The following is an 18308-nucleotide window of genomic DNA, read 5'->3' on the forward strand; positions in this document are numbered from 1 at the left end:
TCAGATCCCGAGCTGCCCCTCGAACGCCGCAGCCTCGAGACGCGACTTCACCGCGCCGAGGAAGCGCGCGGCGTCCGCACCGTCGATGACGCGGTGGTCGTACGACAGCGCGAGGTACACGTACGAACGCACCGAGATCGCTTCCTTGCCGTCGACCGTCACGATGCCGGGGCGCTTGACGACCACACCGGTTCCGAGGATCGCCGTCTGCGGCAGGAACACGACGGGCGTGTCGAACAGCGCACCGCGCGAGCCGGTGTTGGTCAGCGTGAAGGTGCCGCCCGCCAGCTCGTCCGGCTTCAGCTTGTTCTCGCGCGTGCGGGCCGCGAGATCGGCGATCTCATGCGCGATCTGCGCCAGGTTCTTCGACGCCGCATCGCGGAGCACCGGGGTCAGCAGCCCACGCTCGGTGTCGACCGCGATCGACAGGTTCTCGCTCGCGGGGTAGACGATCTGGTCGCCGTCGACGGTGGAGTTGACCACGGGGTACGCCTGCAGCGCCTCGGCGGCAGCCAGGGCGAAGAAGGGCAGGAACGACAGCTTGTCGCCCGTCTTCGCGAGGAAGTCGTTCTTCACCTTGTCGCGGAAGGTCGCGAGCTTGGTGACGTCTACCTCGACGACGCTCGTCAGCTGGGCGGTCGACTGCATCGACTCGACAGCACGCTGGGCGAGCACCTTGCGCAGGCGCGACATCGGCTGCGTCGTGCCGCGCAGCGGCGACACCTCGAGCGGTGCCGGGGCGGGCGCCGCCGCGGGAGCGGCCGGGGCCGACGCGGCCTCAGCCGCCTTGAGCACGTCCTCCTTGCGGATGCGGCCGCCGACGCCGGTGCCCTTCACCGAGGCGAGGTCGACCCCCTGCTGCTGAGCGAGGCGGCGCACCAGCGGCGTGACGTACGTGATGCCGTCGTCCTCGGAGACGAGGGAGGGCGCCGATGCCGGCGCCGGTGCGGCGGCCGGGGCAGACGCGGCAGGAGCCGGGGCGGCGGGCGCCGGTGCAGGGGCAGCCGGAGCGGCGGCCGGGGCCGGGGCGGCGGGCGCAGCCGCCGGAGCGGCGGCAGCGGGAGCCGGAGCCTCAGCGGGCGCCGGGGCGGCCGCGGCGGGCGCCTCAGCCGGAGCCGCCGGGGCGGACGCACCCGCTTCGCCGATGCGCGCCAGCGGCGCGCCCACGGCGACGGTCTCGTCTTCGGCGGCCAGGATCTCCTGGAGCACACCGGCGAACGGGGAGGGGATCTCGGTGTCGACCTTGTCGGTGGAGATCTCGAGGAGCGGCTCGTCCACGGCGACCTCGTCGCCGACCTGCTTGAGCCAGCGGGTGACGGTTCCTTCGGTGACGCTCTCGCCGAGTTCGGGCAGGACGATCTCCTTGCCTCCGCCGGCGGGTGCAGCGGCCTGCGCCGGCGCCGCCTCAGCGGGAGCCGCCTCGGCGGCGGGAGCCTCGGCCGGCGCGGCCGGAGCCTCGGCCTCGGGGGCCGGAGCCTCGGCGGCGGCAGCCTCCGGAGCGGGCGCCTCGGCGGCACCGGAGCCGTCGCCGATCTTCGCCAGCACGGCGCCGACCTCGACAGTCTCGTCCTCCTGGACGAGGATCTCCTCGATGACGCCGCTGACCGGCGACGGGATCTCGGTGTCCACCTTGTCCGTGGAGATCTCGAGCAGGCCCTCGTCCGCCTGGACCGTGTCGCCGACGTTCTTGAGCCAGCGGGTGACCGTTCCCTCGGTCACGCTCTCACCGAGAGCGGGGAGGACCACGGATGTGCTCATGAGGATGTCTCCTTCTGAAGAAATATCGGATCTAGCTTAGTGATGAGGGGCGACCGCGAGGGTCAGAGCGCGTGCAGCGGCTTGCCCGCGAGGGCGAGGAACGCCTCGCCGAGCGCTTCGGACTGCGTCGGGTGCGCGTGGATGTATGGGGCGATGTCTTCGGGGTGGGCTTCCCACCCCACGACGAGCTGCCCTTCGGTGATGAGCTCCCCGACGCGATCGCCGATGAGGTGCACCCCGAGGACCGGTCCGTCCTTGGCGCGCACGACCTTGACGATGCCGCTCGTGCCCAGGATCTCGCTCTTGCCGTTGCCCGCGAGGTTGTACTCGTACGCGACGATCCCGTCGGCGCCGTGCACATCTGCGGCCTGCGCCTCCGTGAGACCGACGGACGCCACCTCGGGGTGGCTGTAGGTGACCTTGGGGATCTGCGCGTCGGGGATCACGACGGGGGAGTGGCCCGCGATCTCCTCGGCGACGAAGATGCCCTGCTGGAATCCGCGGTGGGCGAGCTGCAGCCCCGGGACGATGTCGCCGACGGCCCACACGTGGTCGACGCCGGTGCGCAGACGCTCGTCGGTGAGCACGAATCCGCGGTCGATGGTGACGCCGGCCTCCTCGTAGCCGAGGCCGGCAGACGCCGGTCCGCGGCCCACGGCCACCAGGAGGTAGTCGGCGGTGAACGTCTTGCCGTTCTCCAGGGTCACGGTGACGGCATCCGCCGTCTGCGTCGCGGTCTGGAAGCGCACACCGAGGGAGTACTGGATGCCGCGGCGGCGGAATGCACGCTCGAGGCCCTTGCTGATCGCCACGTCCTCGTTCGGCACGAGGTGGTCGAGCGCCTCGACGATCGTGACGTCGGCGCCGAACGAGCGCCACACGCTCGCGAACTCGACGCCGATGACGCCGCCGCCGAGGATGACGACGCTCGTGGGGATCTCGTCGAGCTCGAGGGCGTGCTCGCTGGTGAGGATGCGGCCGCCGATCTCGAGCCCCGGAAGCGTGCGGCTGTACGACCCGGTCGCGAGCACGACGTCGGTGCCGAGGTAGAGGTCGTCGCCGACGCGGACGGCCGGTCCTGCCTCGAGCCGGCCCTCGCCGTTCACGACCGTGATGCCGCGAGCCTTCACGAGGCCTTCGAGGCCCTTGTACTTCTTCGCGACGATGCCTTCGCGGTAGGCACGCACACCGGCCGGGTCGACGCCCTCGAAGGTGGCGCGGATGCCGATGGCCGAGGCATCCCGTGCGGTGTCGGCGACTTCGGCGGCGTGCAGCAGCGCCTTCGTGGGGATGCAGCCGCGGTGCAGGCAGGTGCCTCCCACCTTGTCCTTCTCGACGAGGGCGACGGTCTTGCCGAGTTCCGCGGCGCGGAGTGCGGCCGCATAGCCGCCGCTCCCACCGCCCAGAATGACGAGATCGAAGGAATGGTCGGTCATCGTGCCTCCTCATCGAGGTCAGCCAGGACGAAGCGGATCAAGCTGCGCACTGTCGCGGCAGTCGGTCCCTTGTCGGTGAAGCCGTACGGCGCGCCCTTGTGGGTGCCGCTGCCGGCGATGTCGAGATGAACCCACGGGATGCGGGGCGCATCTTCCTCGTCGGCCGTGCGGCCGACGAAGTGACGCAGGAACAGGCCTGCGAAGAGCGAACCGCCGGCGGGATCGCCGATCTTGGCGTTCTGCAGGTCGGCGATCGGCGAATCGAGCTCCTCGACCATGTGGCCGGGCAGGGGCAGCTGCCATGCGGGCTCGCCGGCCACGGCGGCGGCGGCCAGATACGCCGCCACGGCTTCGTCGTCGCCCATCACGCCGGTGTGGCGCGTGCCGAGGGCGATCAGGATCGCACCGGTGAGGGTGGCGACGTCGACGATGACATCGGGGTGCTCGCGACTGGCGGCGACGAGTCCGTCGGCGAGGACGAGGCGCCCCTCGGCGTCGGTGTTGAGCACCTCGACCGTGGTGCCGTCGAGCAGGCGCAGCACGTCGCCCGGGCGCGTCGCGCGCCCCGAGGGCATGTTGTCGGCGAGGCACAGCCATGCCGTCACCTTGACGGGCGCTCCGACGGATGCCGCGGCCTTGAGCACTGCGAGCACTGTCGCGGCTCCGGCCATGTCGTACTTCATCCCGACCATCGAGGCCGCCGGCTTGAGCGACAGCCCGCCGGTGTCGAACGTGATGCCCTTGCCCACGAGCGCGACGTGCCTGGCTGCGCTCTCGGGTGCGTACTCGAGACGCACCAGGCGCGGCGGGCGATCCGATCCCTGGCCGACGCCGAGGATGCCGCCGAAGCCCTGCTCGCGCAGCGCATCCTCGTCGAGGATCTCGACGGTGACGGGCAGATCCGACACGGACTCGGCGGCCCGCCGGGCGACGTCGGCGGGGCCGAGCCACTCCGCCGGGATGTTGACGAGGTCCTTCACCAGGGCGACGGATGCCGCGGTCTCGACGATGAGCTTCAGGGCGGTGTCGTCGGGTTCGGCCGTGCCGTGGACGACGACGCGCGCAGCGCGCGGCTTGGGCGCCTCGCTCTTGTACCCGTCGAACCGGTAGCCCCCGAGGGCCGCGCCCTCCGCGATCGCGGTCCACAGGGCGGGGTCGGCGTACGGCGCGGCGACGGCGACTGTCGCGAACCCGGTCAGCGCGCGGATCGCAGCGCCGATCGCGTCACGCAGAGCCGCGGCATCCGGATCCGATCCCGTGCCGACGACGGCCAGTGGCTGCGTAGTGGCCTCCGGCGCGTATGCGCGGACCCATGAGCCTGCAGCGCCCGTGAAGCCCACACCGAGGAGCGCATCGCGAAGTCCCGGCCAGTCGGACAGGTCGGGGGAGTCCTCGGCCTCGAGCGGGGGGAGTGCGACGAGCAGGAGGTCGGCGTCGGACTCTCGGACGGGTGCGGTGCGGTACTCGAGGTCGGGAAACGACATGGTCTCCATCCTAGGGACGACGACTGTTCGCTCTGAGCGCGACCGGCGCGACCCGACCATGTCGGGGTGACTCGTAGCATGGGACCATGCCTTTTCCCGGCCCGCTGTTCGAGCGTGCGGCTTCCGCGCCGCCCGTGCCGCGCGGGCTGCCGCTCGTGATCGCCCTGACCGGGTTCACCGACGCCGGCAGCGCCGTGAGCCGAGTCATCGACTACTTCCGCGACGATCTGTCGCCGTCGCCGCTGGCCGTCTTCTCCAACGACACGCTGCTGGATTACCGTGCGCGCCGGCCCATCGTGTCGTTCGAGAAGGACCACCTCACCGACTACCGGCCGCCGCGTCTGGAGCTCTCGTTCGCCCACGATGCGCTCGGGCAGCCGTTCCTGCTGCTGGCGGGCTACGAGCCCGACTTCGCCTGGGACGCCTTCGCCGGCGCCGTGCTCGATCTCGCCGAGAGCTACGGCGTGTCGACGGTCACGTGGGTCCACGCGATCCCGATGCCCGTCCCTCACACGCGACCGATCGGCACCACCGTCAGCGGCACGCGGTCAGAGCTCACCGAGGCGCACTCGGTGTGGCAGCCCCACACCCAGGTGCCCGCGACCGCCGGTCATCTGCTCGAGTACCGGCTCGCCGCAGCCGGGGTGCGCATCGCCGGCTTCGTCCTGCTCATCCCGCACTACCTGGGTGACACCGAGTACCCCGCCGCGGCTCTCGCGGCGCTGGACAGTCTCACCGTCGCGACGGGCCTCGTCTTCGCGGGCGACGACCTGCGCGACGAGAACCGCGAGTACCTCGAGAAGGTCACCGAGCAGATCGAGGGCAGCGACGAGCTGGCCAGGATGGTGCAGGGACTCGAAGAGCGCTACGACGCCTACATGGCGGGGTCGACGCTGGCCACCCCGATGATCCATACCGGCGATCTGCCGAGCGCCGACGAGCTCGCCGCCGAACTCGAGCGATTCCTCGCGACACGGCCGGCGGAGGACGACAAGCGCGGCTCCTGATCCTTCGGCTGCGGCGTGGGTGGAATTCCACGCCGGACCAGCGCGTTGAATTGGGTGATGGAGGTGCGCCGGTCCACGCGGGGCGATGCTGGCGGCGCACGGCAAGTATGAGATACTAGACGCTCTGACCCGTTGTCAACCGTCTTCGTCCGGCTTCCGGCTGAAGATGTGGACTTGACAAGGGTCTTACTAGTGTCCGAAACCGACCGGAGACACGCAGGGCGTGTCGACCGGTGAAAGGCGAAACGTGACTCCAGGCACGAACACCAAGGCTCGCTCGGCCGCGAAGGACACCGAGACGGACCAGGCGACGACTCCCGCCGCGAAGAAGGCTCCCGCAGCGAAGGGCGCCGCCAAGTCCAAGGCGGCACCGAAGACCGCGTCCAAGCGCGCGAAGAAGTCGGACGACGACTTCGAGGACGACGTCGAGGAGCTCGACGACGACGTCGAGATCGAGGCCGACGACATCGAAACGGATGCCGCGGACGACACCGCGGAGGCGGCCCCGGCCGCCAAGGACGCGAAGGCCTCCACCGACGACGCCGCCGCGTCCGACGACGACGAGGAGGACGAGGAGAGCACGAAGCCCGTGTTCACCGAGCCTCTGCCCACGGGTGCGATCGTCATCTCGTCGAGCGACGAGGACGACGTCCCCGTGTACTCGACGCAGATCACCGGCGCCACAGCCGACCCCGTCAAGGACTACCTGAAGCAGATCGGCAAGGTGCCGCTGCTGAACGCGGCCGAAGAGGTCGAGCTCGCGATGCGCATCGAGGCGGGACTGTTCGCCGAAGAGAAGCTGTCGCACATGTCGGCCGCTGAGAAGACCTCGCAGCTCGGACTCGACCTGCAGTGGGTCGCCCGCGACGGCCAGCGCGCGAAGAGCCACCTTCTGGGCGCCAACCTGCGTCTCGTGGTGTCGCTCGCGAAGCGCTACACGGGTCGTGGCATGCAGTTCCTGGACCTCATCCAGGAGGGCAACCTCGGCCTCATCCGCGCGGTCGAGAAGTTCGACTACACCAAGGGCTTCAAGTTCTCGACGTACGCGACCTGGTGGATCCGTCAGGCCATCACGCGCGCCATGGCCGACCAGGCGCGCACCATCCGCATCCCGGTGCACATGGTCGAGGTCATCAACAAGCTCGCGCGGGTCCAGCGTCAGATGCTGCAGGACCTCGGTCGCGAACCCACGCCCGAGGAGCTCAGCCGCGAGCTCGACATGACCCCCGAGAAGGTCATCGAGGTGCAGAAGTACGGCCGTGAGCCGATCTCGCTGCACACTCCTCTCGGCGAGGACGGCGACAGCGAGTTCGGTGACCTCATCGAGGACACCGAGGCCGTTGTTCCCGCCGACGCGGTGGGCTTCACGATGCTGCAGCGTCAGCTCGAGTCGCTCCTCGATTCGCTCTCGGAGCGCGAGGCCGGCGTGATCCGCATGCGGTTCGGCCTCGGCGACGGCCAGCCCAAGACGCTCGACCAGATCGGCGACACGTTCGGGGTCACCCGCGAGCGCATCCGCCAGATCGAGTCGAAGACCATGGCGAAGCTGCGGCATCCGTCCCGCTCCCAGTCCCTGCGGGACTACCTCGAGTGAGCGAGGCGAACGCCGGCAAGGCGCTCACCGTCCAGGTCGAAGGCTCGTCGTTCGCCCGCATCCCGATCCGCACGCGGGTCGTGATGCCGGGCGACGACCTCGACGAGTTCATCCGCGAGTACGCGGCGGACGTCGTGCGCGAGGGCGACCTGCTGTTCGTGACGGAGAAGATCGTCGCGATCACGCAGGGCCGCTCGTACCTCGTCGAGGACATCAAGCCCCGCCGGCTCGCGTTCTTCCTCTCGAAGTACGTCACGCGCACCCCGTACGGCATCGGTCTCGGCATGCCCGAGACCATGGAGATGGCGCTGCGCGAGTGTGGTCCGATCCGCATCCTGTTCGCGGCAGCGGTGTCTGCCGTCACGAAGCTGTTCGGGCGCAAGGGCGACTTCTACCGCATCGCCGGCGACAAGGCGCGGGCGATCGACGGTCCCACGTCAGGCACGATCCCGCCGTACAACAAGGCGGTCGTGCTGGGCCCCGAGCGTCCGCGCGAGGTCGCCCAGCAGGTCAAGGCTCTGCTCGGCGGTGCGCCCGAAGTGGCCGTGGTCGACATCAACGACCTCGGCGGCAACATCCTCGGCTCGACCCTCGACAAGGCCGGGGAGAAGCGCCTCGTCGCGATCCTCAAGGACAACCCGCTCGGTCAGGGGCACCAGTCCACACCGCTCGGCATCGTGCGCGCGGTCTGATCGCAGTCATGTGAAAGGCGCGGCACCCCTCCGGATGCCGCGCCTTTTCCTTATCCGCGCCGGGTCAGAAACCGATGGCCTCGCGGTAGCGCGGCTTGTGCCCCGTGCGGATGCCGGTGACGCTGGGCTTGTTCTCGTAGACGCCGGCGCCCCAGTTGCCCTCGACGAGCACCGGGCCTTCGGGGGTGACCACGATGTCCCAGCCGACGTACTGGACCTGCGGGACGACGCGCGCGATCTGGTCGACGAACTCCTTGACCTGGTCGACCATCGGCAGCTGGAAGTCGGCGATCGTGAAGCCGCTGTCGGGGTGCGTGACGTGAACATGCCCGTGCGAGTCGTACCCGGGGCCGACCGCATGGCCGTTCTGGTCGAGCATCGTGTAGAAGCCGCCGAATGTCATCTGGTCGCTCACCGCGCCGCGGCCGAACTTCTGCGCCATGGCCAGGATGTGCGTGGTCTCCCCGTCGAAGAAGGCCGTGACGCGGGTGGTGTTGACCGTGCCGGGGCAGACCGCGGCGAGGTCCGCGTGCTGGCGGATGACCTCCTCGATCAGCAGCTCGCCGCGCGAGAGCAGGCCGCGGTGGAACTCGTCCCAGTCGGTGATGTCGGCGGCGTGGTAGCGGTGCACGCCGGTCCCGGCCTGGCCGACGGGCTCCTTGGTGACGACGGTGCCCTGCTTCTCGGCGAAGGCGCGCACGGCGTCGGCGTTGCCCTCCTCGACGACCATCCAGTCGCGACGGAGGAAGTCGCTGAACGTGCGGTCGAACTCGACCTTGTCCTGGAACAGACCGCGGTAATCGGGATGGTCGTACTTCTGAGACAGCTCGTTCGACACCGGGTGCGTCATGTAGGTCGCCCGCTCGGCGCGGTTCAGGATCGCGAAGTCGTAGTCGACGTAGTCCTGAAAGCCGACCTGCCTGAAACCGGCCGACCACAGCATGTCGACCATCACGGCCGGGGTCCATCTGCCGTGCGCATGGGCGGTCTCCCTCGCCCGCTCGAGCACGGATCCGACATCGATGCGACGGACACGCCAGGCGAGATAGCGAAGGCGGTTCGAGAGGGCGAGGCCCTGAGAAGGCATGCGTGCTCCGGGATCGGGTGCGGGGGACCCCGATAGTCTAGAGGCGTGAGTTCCTCGATCCCTGGGCACGGCGTGCCCGCGCCGGGATCGGCTCCCCGCAGCAGCCCGGTCGCCCGGATCTCGCGGGGCGCGCTCACCGCGAACGCCCGTGCTGCGTGGGAGCGCGGCATCCGCTCGTTCGATCCGTCGGTCCTCGACGCGGATGCCTGGGGCCACGGCCGTTCAGTCGTGCACGAGGTTCTCGAGGCTCAGGGGCTCGTCGCGGCGGAACCGCCCGTCTTCACGGCCGACGGATCGGCCATCGCGCGACCTTCGACCACGCTCACGCCGTCGACGCTGTTCGGACTCCCCGGCGCCGGCCCGTCCACGACAGCTGTGCTGCGCCTCACCGGCACCGTGCTGTCGGTCAAGGACCTCCGCGCGGGCGAGGGCGTGTCGTACGGGTACGCCTACCGAGCAGCCGCCGACACCCGCATCTCCCTCGTGACGGGCGGCTACGCGCAGGGCATCGTCCGCGCGCTGGGCGGCGCCGTCGACGTCGCCATCGCCGGCCGTCGCCACCCCATCGTCGGGCGCGTCGCGATGGACGTCTGCGTCGTGGAGATCTCGGATGCCGCCGTGCGGCGCGGCGACGAGGTGCTGTTCCTCGGCAACCCCTCGCTGGGCGAGCCGTCGCTCTCGAGCTGGGTTCAGGCGACCGGCCTCAGCGAGGGGGAGCTCATCACGACGGTGGGGCTTCGCGCCATCCGCGAGGAGACTCCGTGACGGCGCGACTGCACGTCGATCTGTCGGCGCTCACGGCCAACATCGCGCGGGTGCGCGAGACCGTCGCGCCCGCCGAGCTCATGCTCGTCGTCAAGGACGACGCGTACGGCCACGGTCTGGAAGTCGTCGTGCAGACGGCCACGACCGCCGGCGTCACGTGGTTCGGCGCATTCGACGTGCGGACCGGAACCGCCGTGCGCGCCGCTGCCGGCGACGCGGCCCGCATCTTCACCTGGATCGCCGCGTCGCGCGACGATCTGCGCACCGCCATCGCAGCGCACCTGGACCTCGGGATCGGCGACGCCGAGCTCCTGGAGGAGCTCGCGGATGCCGCATCCGACGCCGCCGGCGCGCCGCGGGTGCATCTCAAGATCGACACCGGGCTGCACCGCAACGGCGTCCGCCCGGAGGAGTGGAGCACGTTCGTCGCGCGGGCCGCTGCGCTGCAGGCCGCGGGGCGGATCGACGTCGTCGGTGTCTGGAGCCACATCGCCGAGGCCTCGGATGCCGAGGACGACGACGCGCGCGCCGTGTTCGAGCGGGCGCTGCACGAGGCAGAGGCCGTCGGCATCCGCCCTCACGTCCGGCATCTGGCTGCCAGCGCCGCGTCGTTCGCGCGCCCTGAGTTCCGCTACGACATGGTGCGGGTGGGGGCGTTCTGCTACGGCATCCGATCTGCGGGCGGACCGTCGGCCGACACGCTCGGACTGCGCACGATCGCCCGGCTCGAGGCCGAGGTGGTCGCCGTGCACGAGGAGACCGTGCGGATCGACATCGGTGCAGCCGACGGGCTGCCGTCCTCGCTGCGCGGTCGCGCCATGGTCGGCACACCGGCTGGTGCGCGCAGGCTCGGCCCGGTGGGCGGTGCGCAGTCCCTCGTCGACGCATGGACCGGTGCCGCGGTCGGAGACGTCGTGACGATCTACGGCCCGGGCGGATCCGGCGAGGGGACGGCGACCGACCTCGCCGAGGTCATCGGCACGATCGGCGAAGAGATCGCGGTGAGGGTCTCGCCGCTGATCCCGCGCGTCTATACGTGAAAGCCCCGTGAGACGCGAGGCGTCTCACGGGGCGGTCGTCAGGGGGCTGCGGAGCAGCGGACCTCGGGGGGCCTTATTCCGCCAGCCGCGCCGTCTCGTCGTGCCACGAGGTCGCGATGCTGCGGAGCTTCTCTTCGTACTTGCGGCCGTGGTGGGCGCAGAAGAGCAGTTCGCTGCCGTTGACCTCGGCGGCGATGTAGGCCTGCGCGCCGCATGAATCGCAGCGGTCCACCGCGGTCAGGCGGTACTCGAGGACGGCGCCGGGCTCTGTGGGTGTCGATAGCGTGGTCATTTCGGTGCCTCCTCGTATATGTAGAACTCTTGGCCGGTGATCAGATACAACCACGGGGATGTTTCGAGAATGCCGCGAATGGGCGACATTTCGCTGAGCGCGTAGCGCTGCTCGGCCCGAAGCGTGTCTGCACGGCCCTGTCGGGCGCGCGGATTACGATGGGAGACTGTGACCGCCGAGTATTCAGCCCATCATCTCCAGGTGCTCGAGGGGCTCGAGGCGGTCCGCAAGCGCCCGGGCATGTACATCGGGTCCACCGACTCCCGCGGCCTCATGCACTGCCTGTGGGAGATCATCGACAACTCGGTCGACGAGGCCCTCGCCGGGCACGGCACGCGCATCGACATCGTGCTGCACGCGGACGGCAGCGTCGAGGTGCGCGACCGCGCCCGCGGCATCCCGGTCGACATCGAGCCGCGCACCGGACTGTCGGGCGTCGAGGTCGTCTTCACGAAGCTGCATGCCGGCGGCAAGTTCGGCGGCGGGTCGTACGCGGCATCAGGCGGCCTGCACGGCGTCGGCGCATCCGTCGTGAACGCGCTGTCGGAGCGCCTCGACGTCGAGGTCGACCGCGGCGGCAAGACATGGGCGATGTCGTTCCACCGCGGCGAGCCGGGCATCTTCTCCAACGGCAGCCCCGACTCCACGTTCACGCCGTTCGAGCAGCGCAGCGAGCTGCGGGTCGCCGGCCGCGCGGCGAAGGGCGTGACGGGAACCCGGATCCGCTACTGGGCCGACCCGCAGATCTTCACCAAGGACGCCGCGTTCAACCTGCAGGAGCTCGAGCAGCGCGCGCGGCAGACCGCGTTCCTCGTCCCGGGCCTCGAGATCGTCATCCGCGACGAGCGCCCCGGCACCGAGTCCGGCGAGCCGGTCGAGACGAGCTACCGCTTCGACGGCGGCATCTCCGAGTTCGCCGACTTCCTCGCCCCGGACGCGGGAATCACCGACACCTGGCGTCTGACCGGGAGCGGCAGCTTCACCGAGACCGTCCCGGTGCTGCAGCCGTCCGGTGCGATGGTGCCCACCGAGGTCGAGCGCGAATGCCACGTCGACGTCGCCGTCAGGTGGGGAACGGGCTACGAGACGGTGTCGCGCTCGTTCGTCAACATCATCGCCACGCCCAAGGGCGGCACGCACCAGCAGGGATTCGAGCAGGCCCTGATGAAGGTCCTCCGCGATCAGGTCACGCAGAACGCTCGGCGTCTCAAGGTCGGCAACGACAAGATCGAGAAGGACGACATCCTCGCCGGTCTCACCGCGGTGCTGACGGTGCGGGTGCCCGAGCCGCAGTTCGAGGGTCAGACGAAGGAGGTGCTCGGCACTCCTGCCGTGCGTCAGATCGTGTCGAACGTCGTCATCCGCGAGCTCTCGGCACGCTTCACGTCGTCCAAGCGCGACGACAAGGCGCAGACCAGCCTCCTGCTCGACAAGGTCGTCTCCGAGATGAAGGCGCGCATCTCCGCGCGCACGCACAAAGAGACGCAGCGTCGCAAGAACGCCCTGGAGTCCTCGTCGCTTCCGGCGAAGCTCGCCGACTGCCGGTCGAACGACGTCGGCGAGTCCGAGCTGTTCATCGTTGAGGGCGATTCGGCCCTCGGCACCGCCAAGCTCGCGCGCAACAGCGAGTTCCAGGCGCTGCTGCCGATCCGCGGCAAGATCCTCAACGTGCAGAAGGCGTCGATCAGCGACATGCTGTCGAACGCCGAGTGCGCGGCGATCATCCAGGTGATCGGCGCCGGCTCGGGTCGCTCGTTCGACCTCGAGGCGGCGCGCTACGGCAAGATCATCCTGATGAGCGACGCCGACGTCGACGGGGCACACATCCGCACCCTGCTGCTGACGCTGTTCTTCCGCTACATGCGGCCGCTCATCGACGAGGGGCGCGTGTACGCCGCCGTGCCGCCGCTGCACCGCGTCGTCGTGATGAACCCCGGCACCAAGCCGAACGACACGATCTACACCTACTCCGAGGCGGAGCTGCACGGGCTGCTCACGAAGCTCGGCAAGGCCGGCAAGCGCTGGCAGGAGCCGGTGCAGCGCTACAAGGGCCTCGGCGAGATGGATGCCGACCAGCTGGCGACGACGACCATGGATCGCGCCGGCCGCACCCTGCGCCGCGTGCGGATGCAGGATGCCGAGGCTGCGACATCCGTCTTCGAACTGCTCATGGGCAACGACGTCGCCCCGCGCAAGGAGTTCATCATCGATTCCAGCGACCGGCTCGTGCGGGAGCGCATCGACGCCTGACGACCACCGCTCGTTGAGCGAGCGGAGCGAGACGAAACGCCGTCTGCTGCTCGACGCGTTTCGTCTCGCTCGTTCCTCGCTGGCTCAACGACCGGTGAACGTCAGCGGATGCCGGTGCCGACCGCGCCGATGACCCCGTCCAGGGCCGTCCCCGACGCATCGCGCTTCGCGCCGGCCGCCGGCAGGGCGCGGACCGCCCCGTCGGAGCCGATGGCACGCGGATCGGTGCCCACCCAGGCGATGGTGAGCGCGTCCTCCCCGCGGAGGAATCGATGGGCTCGAACACCCCCGGTCGCGCGCCCCTTGGCGGGGAACTCGCTGAAGAGCGACACCTTGGCGCTGCCGGCGTCGGTGCCCGCGAGCGCGGTGCTCGAGCCGGCGATCGTCACCACGACGGCGTCGAACTCGGACGGCCCCACGACGTCGAACGCGATGACCTGCGCGCCGTCGGTGAGCCGCATCCCGGCCATGCCGCCGGCGGAGCGGCCCTGCGGGCGCACCGACGACGCGTCGAAGCGCAGGAGCTGGGAATCGCTCGCGACGAACACCAGCTCGGCGCCGTCGGATGCGGGCGCGGCGCCGACGACGCGATCGCCGTCCTTGAGAGAGATGATCTCGATGTCGTGCTTGTTGCCGAGCTCACTCGCGGCGACCCGCTTCACCACGCCCTGCGCGGTGCCGACGGCGATCGGCGGGGTGTCGGCGAGCGGGACCAGCGCGACGACGTGCTCGCCGCCGCTCAGGCCGAGGTACTGATCGGCGCGTGTGCCGGCGCCCAGCTGCACCGAGTTGCCGGGGACCGAAGGCAGGTCGACGGGGGAGAGGCGCACCAGGCGGCCGAGGCTCGTCACCGCACCGATGTCGCCGCGGGTCGTCGCATCCACCGAGGAGCGGATCGCGTCGTGCTTCGAGCGGCGTGCCGGGGCCACGACGCCGCCACCGGGCGCATCGGCGACCAGCTCGGCGCGGACCATGCGTCCGGTGGCCGAGAGGAAGACGCGACACGGGGCATCGGCGATCTGCAGGTCGGCGGCCGCCGCGGCGGCGCGTGAGCGCGGCTGCACCGGACCGCCGTTGAGCAGCAGGGTGCGCCGTGGAGTGCCGAACGCCTCGGCCGCGGCATCCAGTTCATGCGCCACCTGCGCGCGCAGCAGCACGTCGCTGCCGAGCAGCTCCTCGAGCTGGGCGATCTCCTTCTTGAGGTTGTCGCGCTCGGCCTCGAGCTCGATGCGGGAGAACTTCGTCAGCCGGCGCAGTCGCAGCTCGAGGATGTACTCGGACTGCGCCTCCGACAGGTCGAAGACGCTCATCAGGCGCTGGCGCGCCTGTTCGCCGTCATCGGAGGTGCGGATGACCTGGATGACCTCGTCGATGTCGAGGATCGCGATGAGCAGGCCCTCGACCAGGTGCAGTCGTTCCTTGCGCCGAGAGAGCCGGTAGCGGCTGCGGCGCGTGACGACGCTGATGCGGTGGTCGAGGTAGACCCGCAGCAGCTCACGGAGCCCGAGCGTCTGCGGCTGCCCTTCGACGAGCGCGACGTTGTTGATGCTGAACGAGTCCTCGAGCGGCGTCAGCCGGTAGAGGTGGTCCAGCACCGCCTGGGGGTCGAAGCCCGTCTTGATGCCGATGACCAGACGCAGACCGTGGTGACGGTCGGTGAGGTCGGTGACGTCCGAGATCCCCTGCAGCTTCTTGGCGTTGACCGCGTCCTTGATCTTCTCGATCACGCGCTCCGGGCCGACGAGGTAGGGCAGCTCGGTGACGATGAGCCCGGTCCGGCGCGGGCCCAGCGACTCGATCGACACCTTGGCCCGGGTGCGGAAGCTGCCGCGCCCGTTCGTGTAGGCGTCCTTGATGCCGTCGAGACCGACGATGATGCCGCCACCGGGAAGATCCGGACCGGGCACGAACTCCATGAGCTCGTCGACCGTGGCCTCGGGGTTGTCCAGCAGATGCGTGGCCGCGCCGACCACCTCGATGAGGTTGTGCGGCGCCATGTTCGTCGCCATGCCGACCGCGATGCCGGTCGTGCCGTTGACGAGGAGGTTGGGGAACGCGGCCGGCAGCACTTCGGGCTGCTGGAACTGGCCGTCGTAGTTGGGGATGAAGTCGACGACGTCCTCATCGAGATTCTCGGTGAGCGCGAGCGCCGGAGGGGCGAGACGGGCCTCGGTGTAGCGAGGGGCGGCGGGCCCGTCGTCGAGCGAGCCGAAATTGCCGTGGCCGTCGACGAGCGGCACGCGCAGCGAGAACGGCTGCGCGAGCCGCACGAGCGCGTCGTAGATGGGGGCGTCGCCGTGCGGGTGCAGCTTTCCCATCACCTCGCCGACGACGCGGGCGCTCTTGACGTGCCCGCGGTCGGGGCGCAGCCCCATGTCGGCCATCTGGAAGAGGATGCGCCGCTGAACCGGCTTCAGCCCGTCGCGCGCATCGGGGAGCGCGCGCGAATAGATCACCGAGTACGCGTACTCGAGGAACGACGTCTGCATCTCGGACGAGACGTCGACGTCCTCGATGCGTCCGTGGTCGGCGGGTGAGGAATCGGTGCGGGAAGCGGGCATGTGTCGATGAAGCCTCGGGTGACGGCGGGAGCGGTAGGGCGCGGCCGCGGTGTGCGAGACTGGCCCCGATGTCCCTCAGCCTACCCGCGGACCCGCCGCGCGCCCGGAGCCTCACCCGTGTCGTGCCCGAGATGTCGGCGGCACTGAACGGCACATCGGAGTGGTTCGCACCGGCGCGCAGCGCGATCGTGTGGGTGATCGACGGGCTGGGCGTGTCGAACCTCGCCGCCCGCGCGGGACACGCGCGCTTCCTCAGCGAAGCGCGGACGAGACGGGATGCCGCGCGCACCGTCTTCCCCTCCACCACGGCAGCCGCACTGACGAGTCTGCTCACGGGCGCCCTGCCGGGGGAGCACGGCATCGTCGGCTATCGCGCCCGGGTTCCCGGCACCGACGACGTCGTCAACATGCTGCGCGGGTGGGACACCGACGGCCTGCCGCTGTCGTTCCAGCGTGCCGCGCCGCTGTCGGCCACGCTCGGCCGGCCGTTCTTCGCCGTGTCGCGCAACGAGTACGCGCGCACCGGATTCACGGCCGTGACCCTGGGCGACGCCGAGTTCCACGGAGTGGACGACCTCGACGAACGCGTACGTGTCGCCGCCGACCTGGCGGCGCGGCATCCGGGCTCGCTCGTCTATCTGTATGCGGCCGATCTCGACGCGGTCGGCCACAAGCGCGGCTGGGAGTCCGACGAGTGGGTGGCCGCTCTGGAACGGATCGACGCCGCTGCCCGCACGCTCGCGGCATCGGTCGACCGCAGCACCGGCGTCGTCGTCACCTCGGATCACGGCATGATCGACGTCCCCCGTCACCGCCACATCCTGCTCGACGAGGGCGGCGACCTGCTCGACGGCGTCCGCCTCATCGGCGGCGAGCCGCGCATGCTGCAGCTGTATGCCGAGGCCGGGCAGGCTGATGCCGTACTCGCGCGGTGGCGCGAGGCCGAGGGGTCGCGGTCCTGGGTCTTCTCCCGCGCCGAGCTCGAGGCGTCGGGACTCATGGGGGTCGTCGACACCGAGGTCGGCGCTCGCATCGGCGACGTGGTCGTCGCCCCGCGCACCGGGATCGCGTATTACGACGATCGCCTCGCCGACAAGGCACCGCAGAAGATGGTGGGCCAGCACGGCTCGCTGAGCGATGAGGAGCGGGTCGTGCCGCTCATCCGGCTCGGCGCGTTCGCCTGAGCCGTCAGTCGTCGGAACGGGCGCCGAAGACGATCTCATCCCACGAGGGCATCGAGGTGCGCCCCTTGCGACGGCCCGCCTCCGCCACCGCGGCGGGAGTGGGCGCCTGATAGTCGGATGCCGGCGGCTCTTCGTCGGCGGGTGCCTCGTCGTAGCCCGGTTCGAGGGCGTCGAACAGCGCGACTGGCGCCGAGGAGCGCTGCGGTGCAGCCACTTCGTCGGCGCCCGGCAGCGGCTCACGCTGACCGCGGCGACGGCGCAGGGCCTCGAGAAGATCCGCGGTCTCGGCCGACGTGACGACGGTGGGCTCGCTGGCACGCTTGATCGCCGCCTCCTGGACGGCGGGAGCGGCCGGCGAGGGGATCTCGGGCGACTCGATGTCGGCGTCGGGGAGGCGCCGCGGACCGAACGCGCCGCTGTCGAAGCGCGAGTCGTCCTTCGCCGGCGCACTGTCCAGTGCCCGCAGGCGCGGGATCAGCCCTTCTGGCAGCGACCCCTGGCGGGAGAGCTGGATCGCGTCGGAGTTCAGCGGCGACAGCGTGCTGCGGCGGGGGTCGAAGCCCCAGCGGGCATCGTGCCCGATGTCGTTGGCCGTGAACTCCAGCTTGACCGTCCAGCCGGTCGGCGCCTTCCAGCTCGTCCACCGTTCGCCGATGGCACCGGCCTCGGCGAGCTTGGCGCGCACAGCGGAGCCGAACGTGGTCTGTCCGTCGCCCTCGAAGTCGCCGCCGAGAAGAACGGGCACCGCCAGCGCCTGTCCGACGACGTGTTCGCGCTCGGCCAGCACGGGGCCTTCGAAGCGCACCACGTCCTCGACGCGCGCGCCGAGGAGCTCGGCGACCTCGCGGGCGGACAGCCCGGAGCGGATGTGCGCCTGGATCTCCCGCGGACTCGCGCGCGGCGCTTGGACGTCGCCGTCGCGGTCGCGCCGCGCCTTGCGCAGTTCGACCCGCAGCACATCGTCGACATCGAGCGAGAATCTCTCGCCGGACTCGGTCGCCAGGATGAGCTTGTCGTCCTCGGTTCCGATGACCTTGAGCTGTTCCATGCGGACGCCCCTTACTTTTCCCTTGGGCTCACGGCTGTACTTCCCCGTCGGGCTGATGGCAGCCGATGCTGCCTGATCCGCCCCATCGTGTCACAGCGAAGTGCCCAGGC

The 18308-nt window shown here is 70.3% G+C and carries 14 protein-coding genes; 7 read left to right on the plus strand and 7 right to left on the minus strand.

Features of this window, described 5'->3' with window-relative positions; translation table 11 throughout:
* The 3 genes from sucB to MRBLMI12_RS16110 all read right to left on the minus strand — a co-directional run bounded on the left by sucB (nucleotide 1) and on the right by MRBLMI12_RS16110 (nucleotide 4678).
* Nucleotides 1-1758, minus strand: coding sequence for a 2-oxoglutarate dehydrogenase, E2 component, dihydrolipoamide succinyltransferase (sucB, locus tag MRBLMI12_RS16100; RefSeq protein WP_363357349.1), 1758 nt, complete (start codon nucleotides 1756-1758; stop codon nucleotides 1-3).
* Between the two features lie 62 nt (nucleotides 1759-1820).
* Nucleotides 1821-3194 carry a dihydrolipoyl dehydrogenase gene (gene lpdA, locus MRBLMI12_RS16105; protein WP_363357350.1) on the minus strand — a complete coding sequence of 458 codons (1374 nt, stop codon included), beginning with the start codon at nucleotides 3192-3194 and terminating at the stop codon, nucleotides 1821-1823.
* The gene (locus MRBLMI12_RS16110) at nucleotides 3191-4678 is read right to left on the minus strand and encodes a leucyl aminopeptidase (protein WP_363357351.1); all 1488 of its coding nucleotides are present in this window, start codon (nucleotides 4676-4678) and stop codon (nucleotides 3191-3193) included. The genes lpdA and MRBLMI12_RS16110 overlap by 4 nt, the downstream gene beginning before the upstream one ends.
* An 86-nt stretch (nucleotides 4679-4764) precedes the next feature.
* Here MRBLMI12_RS16110 and MRBLMI12_RS16115 point away from each other — a divergent pair, with 86 nt between their 5' ends.
* The 3 genes from MRBLMI12_RS16115 to MRBLMI12_RS16125 all read left to right on the plus strand — a co-directional run bounded on the left by MRBLMI12_RS16115 (nucleotide 4765) and on the right by MRBLMI12_RS16125 (nucleotide 7971).
* Nucleotides 4765-5685 carry a proteasome assembly chaperone family protein gene (locus MRBLMI12_RS16115; RefSeq protein ID WP_349427496.1) on the plus strand — a complete coding sequence of 307 codons (921 nt, stop codon included), beginning with the start codon at nucleotides 4765-4767 and terminating at the stop codon, nucleotides 5683-5685.
* Between the two features lie 247 nt (nucleotides 5686-5932).
* On the plus strand, nucleotides 5933-7279 hold the full coding sequence (locus MRBLMI12_RS16120) for an RNA polymerase sigma factor (RefSeq protein ID WP_363357352.1): 1347 nt from the start codon (nucleotides 5933-5935) through the stop codon (nucleotides 7277-7279).
* Nucleotides 7276-7971, plus strand: a complete 696-nt coding sequence (locus MRBLMI12_RS16125) for a coenzyme F420-0:L-glutamate ligase (protein ID WP_363357353.1) — start codon at nucleotides 7276-7278, stop codon at nucleotides 7969-7971. Before MRBLMI12_RS16120 ends, MRBLMI12_RS16125 begins: the two co-directional genes overlap by 4 nt.
* A gap of 64 nt (nucleotides 7972-8035) precedes the next feature.
* On the opposite strand, the gene MRBLMI12_RS16130 is transcribed toward MRBLMI12_RS16125, so the two are convergent.
* Nucleotides 8036-9058, minus strand: coding sequence for a sugar-transfer associated ATP-grasp domain-containing protein (locus tag MRBLMI12_RS16130; RefSeq protein WP_363357354.1), 1023 nt, complete (start codon nucleotides 9056-9058; stop codon nucleotides 8036-8038).
* A 45-nt stretch (nucleotides 9059-9103) separates the two neighbouring features.
* Here MRBLMI12_RS16130 and MRBLMI12_RS16135 point away from each other — a divergent pair, with 45 nt between their 5' ends.
* Together MRBLMI12_RS16135 and MRBLMI12_RS16140 are read left to right on the plus strand one after the other, a co-directional pair.
* Nucleotides 9104-9823, plus strand: a complete 720-nt coding sequence (locus MRBLMI12_RS16135; protein ID WP_363357355.1) for an alanine racemase C-terminal domain-containing protein — start codon at nucleotides 9104-9106, stop codon at nucleotides 9821-9823.
* Complete coding sequence (locus tag MRBLMI12_RS16140) at nucleotides 9820-10863, plus strand: alanine racemase (RefSeq protein WP_363357356.1); 1044 nt, start codon at nucleotides 9820-9822, stop codon at nucleotides 10861-10863. The genes MRBLMI12_RS16135 and MRBLMI12_RS16140 overlap by 4 nt, the downstream gene beginning before the upstream one ends.
* A gap of 73 nt (nucleotides 10864-10936) precedes the next feature.
* Here MRBLMI12_RS16140 and MRBLMI12_RS16145 read toward each other — a convergent pair whose 3' ends face one another.
* On the minus strand, nucleotides 10937-11155 hold the full coding sequence (locus MRBLMI12_RS16145; protein ID WP_194415370.1) for a DUF7455 domain-containing protein: 219 nt from the start codon (nucleotides 11153-11155) through the stop codon (nucleotides 10937-10939).
* Between the two features lie 168 nt (nucleotides 11156-11323).
* On the opposite strand from MRBLMI12_RS16145, the gene MRBLMI12_RS16150 reads away from it, so the two are divergent.
* Entirely contained in the window at nucleotides 11324-13405 is a 2082-nt protein-coding gene (locus MRBLMI12_RS16150; protein WP_363357357.1) for a DNA gyrase/topoisomerase IV subunit B, read from the plus strand.
* 101 nt (nucleotides 13406-13506) lie between these two features.
* On the opposite strand, the gene MRBLMI12_RS16155 is transcribed toward MRBLMI12_RS16150, so the two are convergent.
* A complete protein-coding gene (locus MRBLMI12_RS16155) occupies nucleotides 13507-15966 on the minus strand; it encodes a DNA gyrase/topoisomerase IV subunit A (RefSeq protein ID WP_363357358.1) in 2460 nt (819 codons plus the stop codon).
* Between the two features lie 68 nt (nucleotides 15967-16034).
* On the opposite strand from MRBLMI12_RS16155, the gene MRBLMI12_RS16160 reads away from it, so the two are divergent.
* The gene (locus MRBLMI12_RS16160) at nucleotides 16035-17150 is read left to right on the plus strand and encodes an alkaline phosphatase family protein (RefSeq protein ID WP_363357359.1); all 1116 of its coding nucleotides are present in this window, start codon (nucleotides 16035-16037) and stop codon (nucleotides 17148-17150) included.
* Between the two features lie 4 nt (nucleotides 17151-17154).
* On the opposite strand, the gene sepH is transcribed toward MRBLMI12_RS16160, so the two are convergent.
* On the minus strand, nucleotides 17155-18198 hold the full coding sequence (gene sepH, locus MRBLMI12_RS16165) for a septation protein SepH (protein WP_363357360.1): 1044 nt from the start codon (nucleotides 18196-18198) through the stop codon (nucleotides 17155-17157).
* Nucleotides 18199-18308 lie beyond the last annotated feature (110 nt).

The organism is Microbacterium sp. LMI12-1-1.1 (assembly GCF_040676455.1).
Taxonomy (GTDB): Bacteria; Actinomycetota; Actinomycetes; order Actinomycetales; family Microbacteriaceae; genus Microbacterium.

Bases quoted from the DNA above. Each gene is read 5' to 3' on its own strand.
- sucB (WP_363357349.1), bottom strand. From the start codon at position 1,758: ATGAGCACATCCGTGGTCCTCCCCGCTCTCGGTGAGAGCGTGACCGAG.
- sepH (WP_363357360.1), bottom strand. From the start codon at position 18,198: ATGGAACAGCTCAAGGTCATCGGAACCGAGGACGACAAGCTCATCCTG.
- MRBLMI12_RS16155 (WP_363357358.1), bottom strand. From the start codon at position 15,966: ATGCCCGCTTCCCGCACCGATTCCTCACCCGCCGACCACGGACGCATC.
- MRBLMI12_RS16110 (WP_363357351.1), bottom strand. From the start codon at position 4,678: ATGTCGTTTCCCGACCTCGAGTACCGCACCGCACCCGTCCGAGAGTCC.
- MRBLMI12_RS16160 (WP_363357359.1), top strand. From the start codon at position 16,035: ATGTCCCTCAGCCTACCCGCGGACCCGCCGCGCGCCCGGAGCCTCACC.
- MRBLMI12_RS16130 (WP_363357354.1), bottom strand. From the start codon at position 9,058: ATGCCTTCTCAGGGCCTCGCCCTCTCGAACCGCCTTCGCTATCTCGCC.
- MRBLMI12_RS16115 (WP_349427496.1), top strand. From the start codon at position 4,765: ATGCCTTTTCCCGGCCCGCTGTTCGAGCGTGCGGCTTCCGCGCCGCCC.
- MRBLMI12_RS16145 (WP_194415370.1), bottom strand. From the start codon at position 11,155: ATGACCACGCTATCGACACCCACAGAGCCCGGCGCCGTCCTCGAGTAC.
- lpdA (WP_363357350.1), bottom strand. From the start codon at position 3,194: ATGACCGACCATTCCTTCGATCTCGTCATTCTGGGCGGTGGGAGCGGC.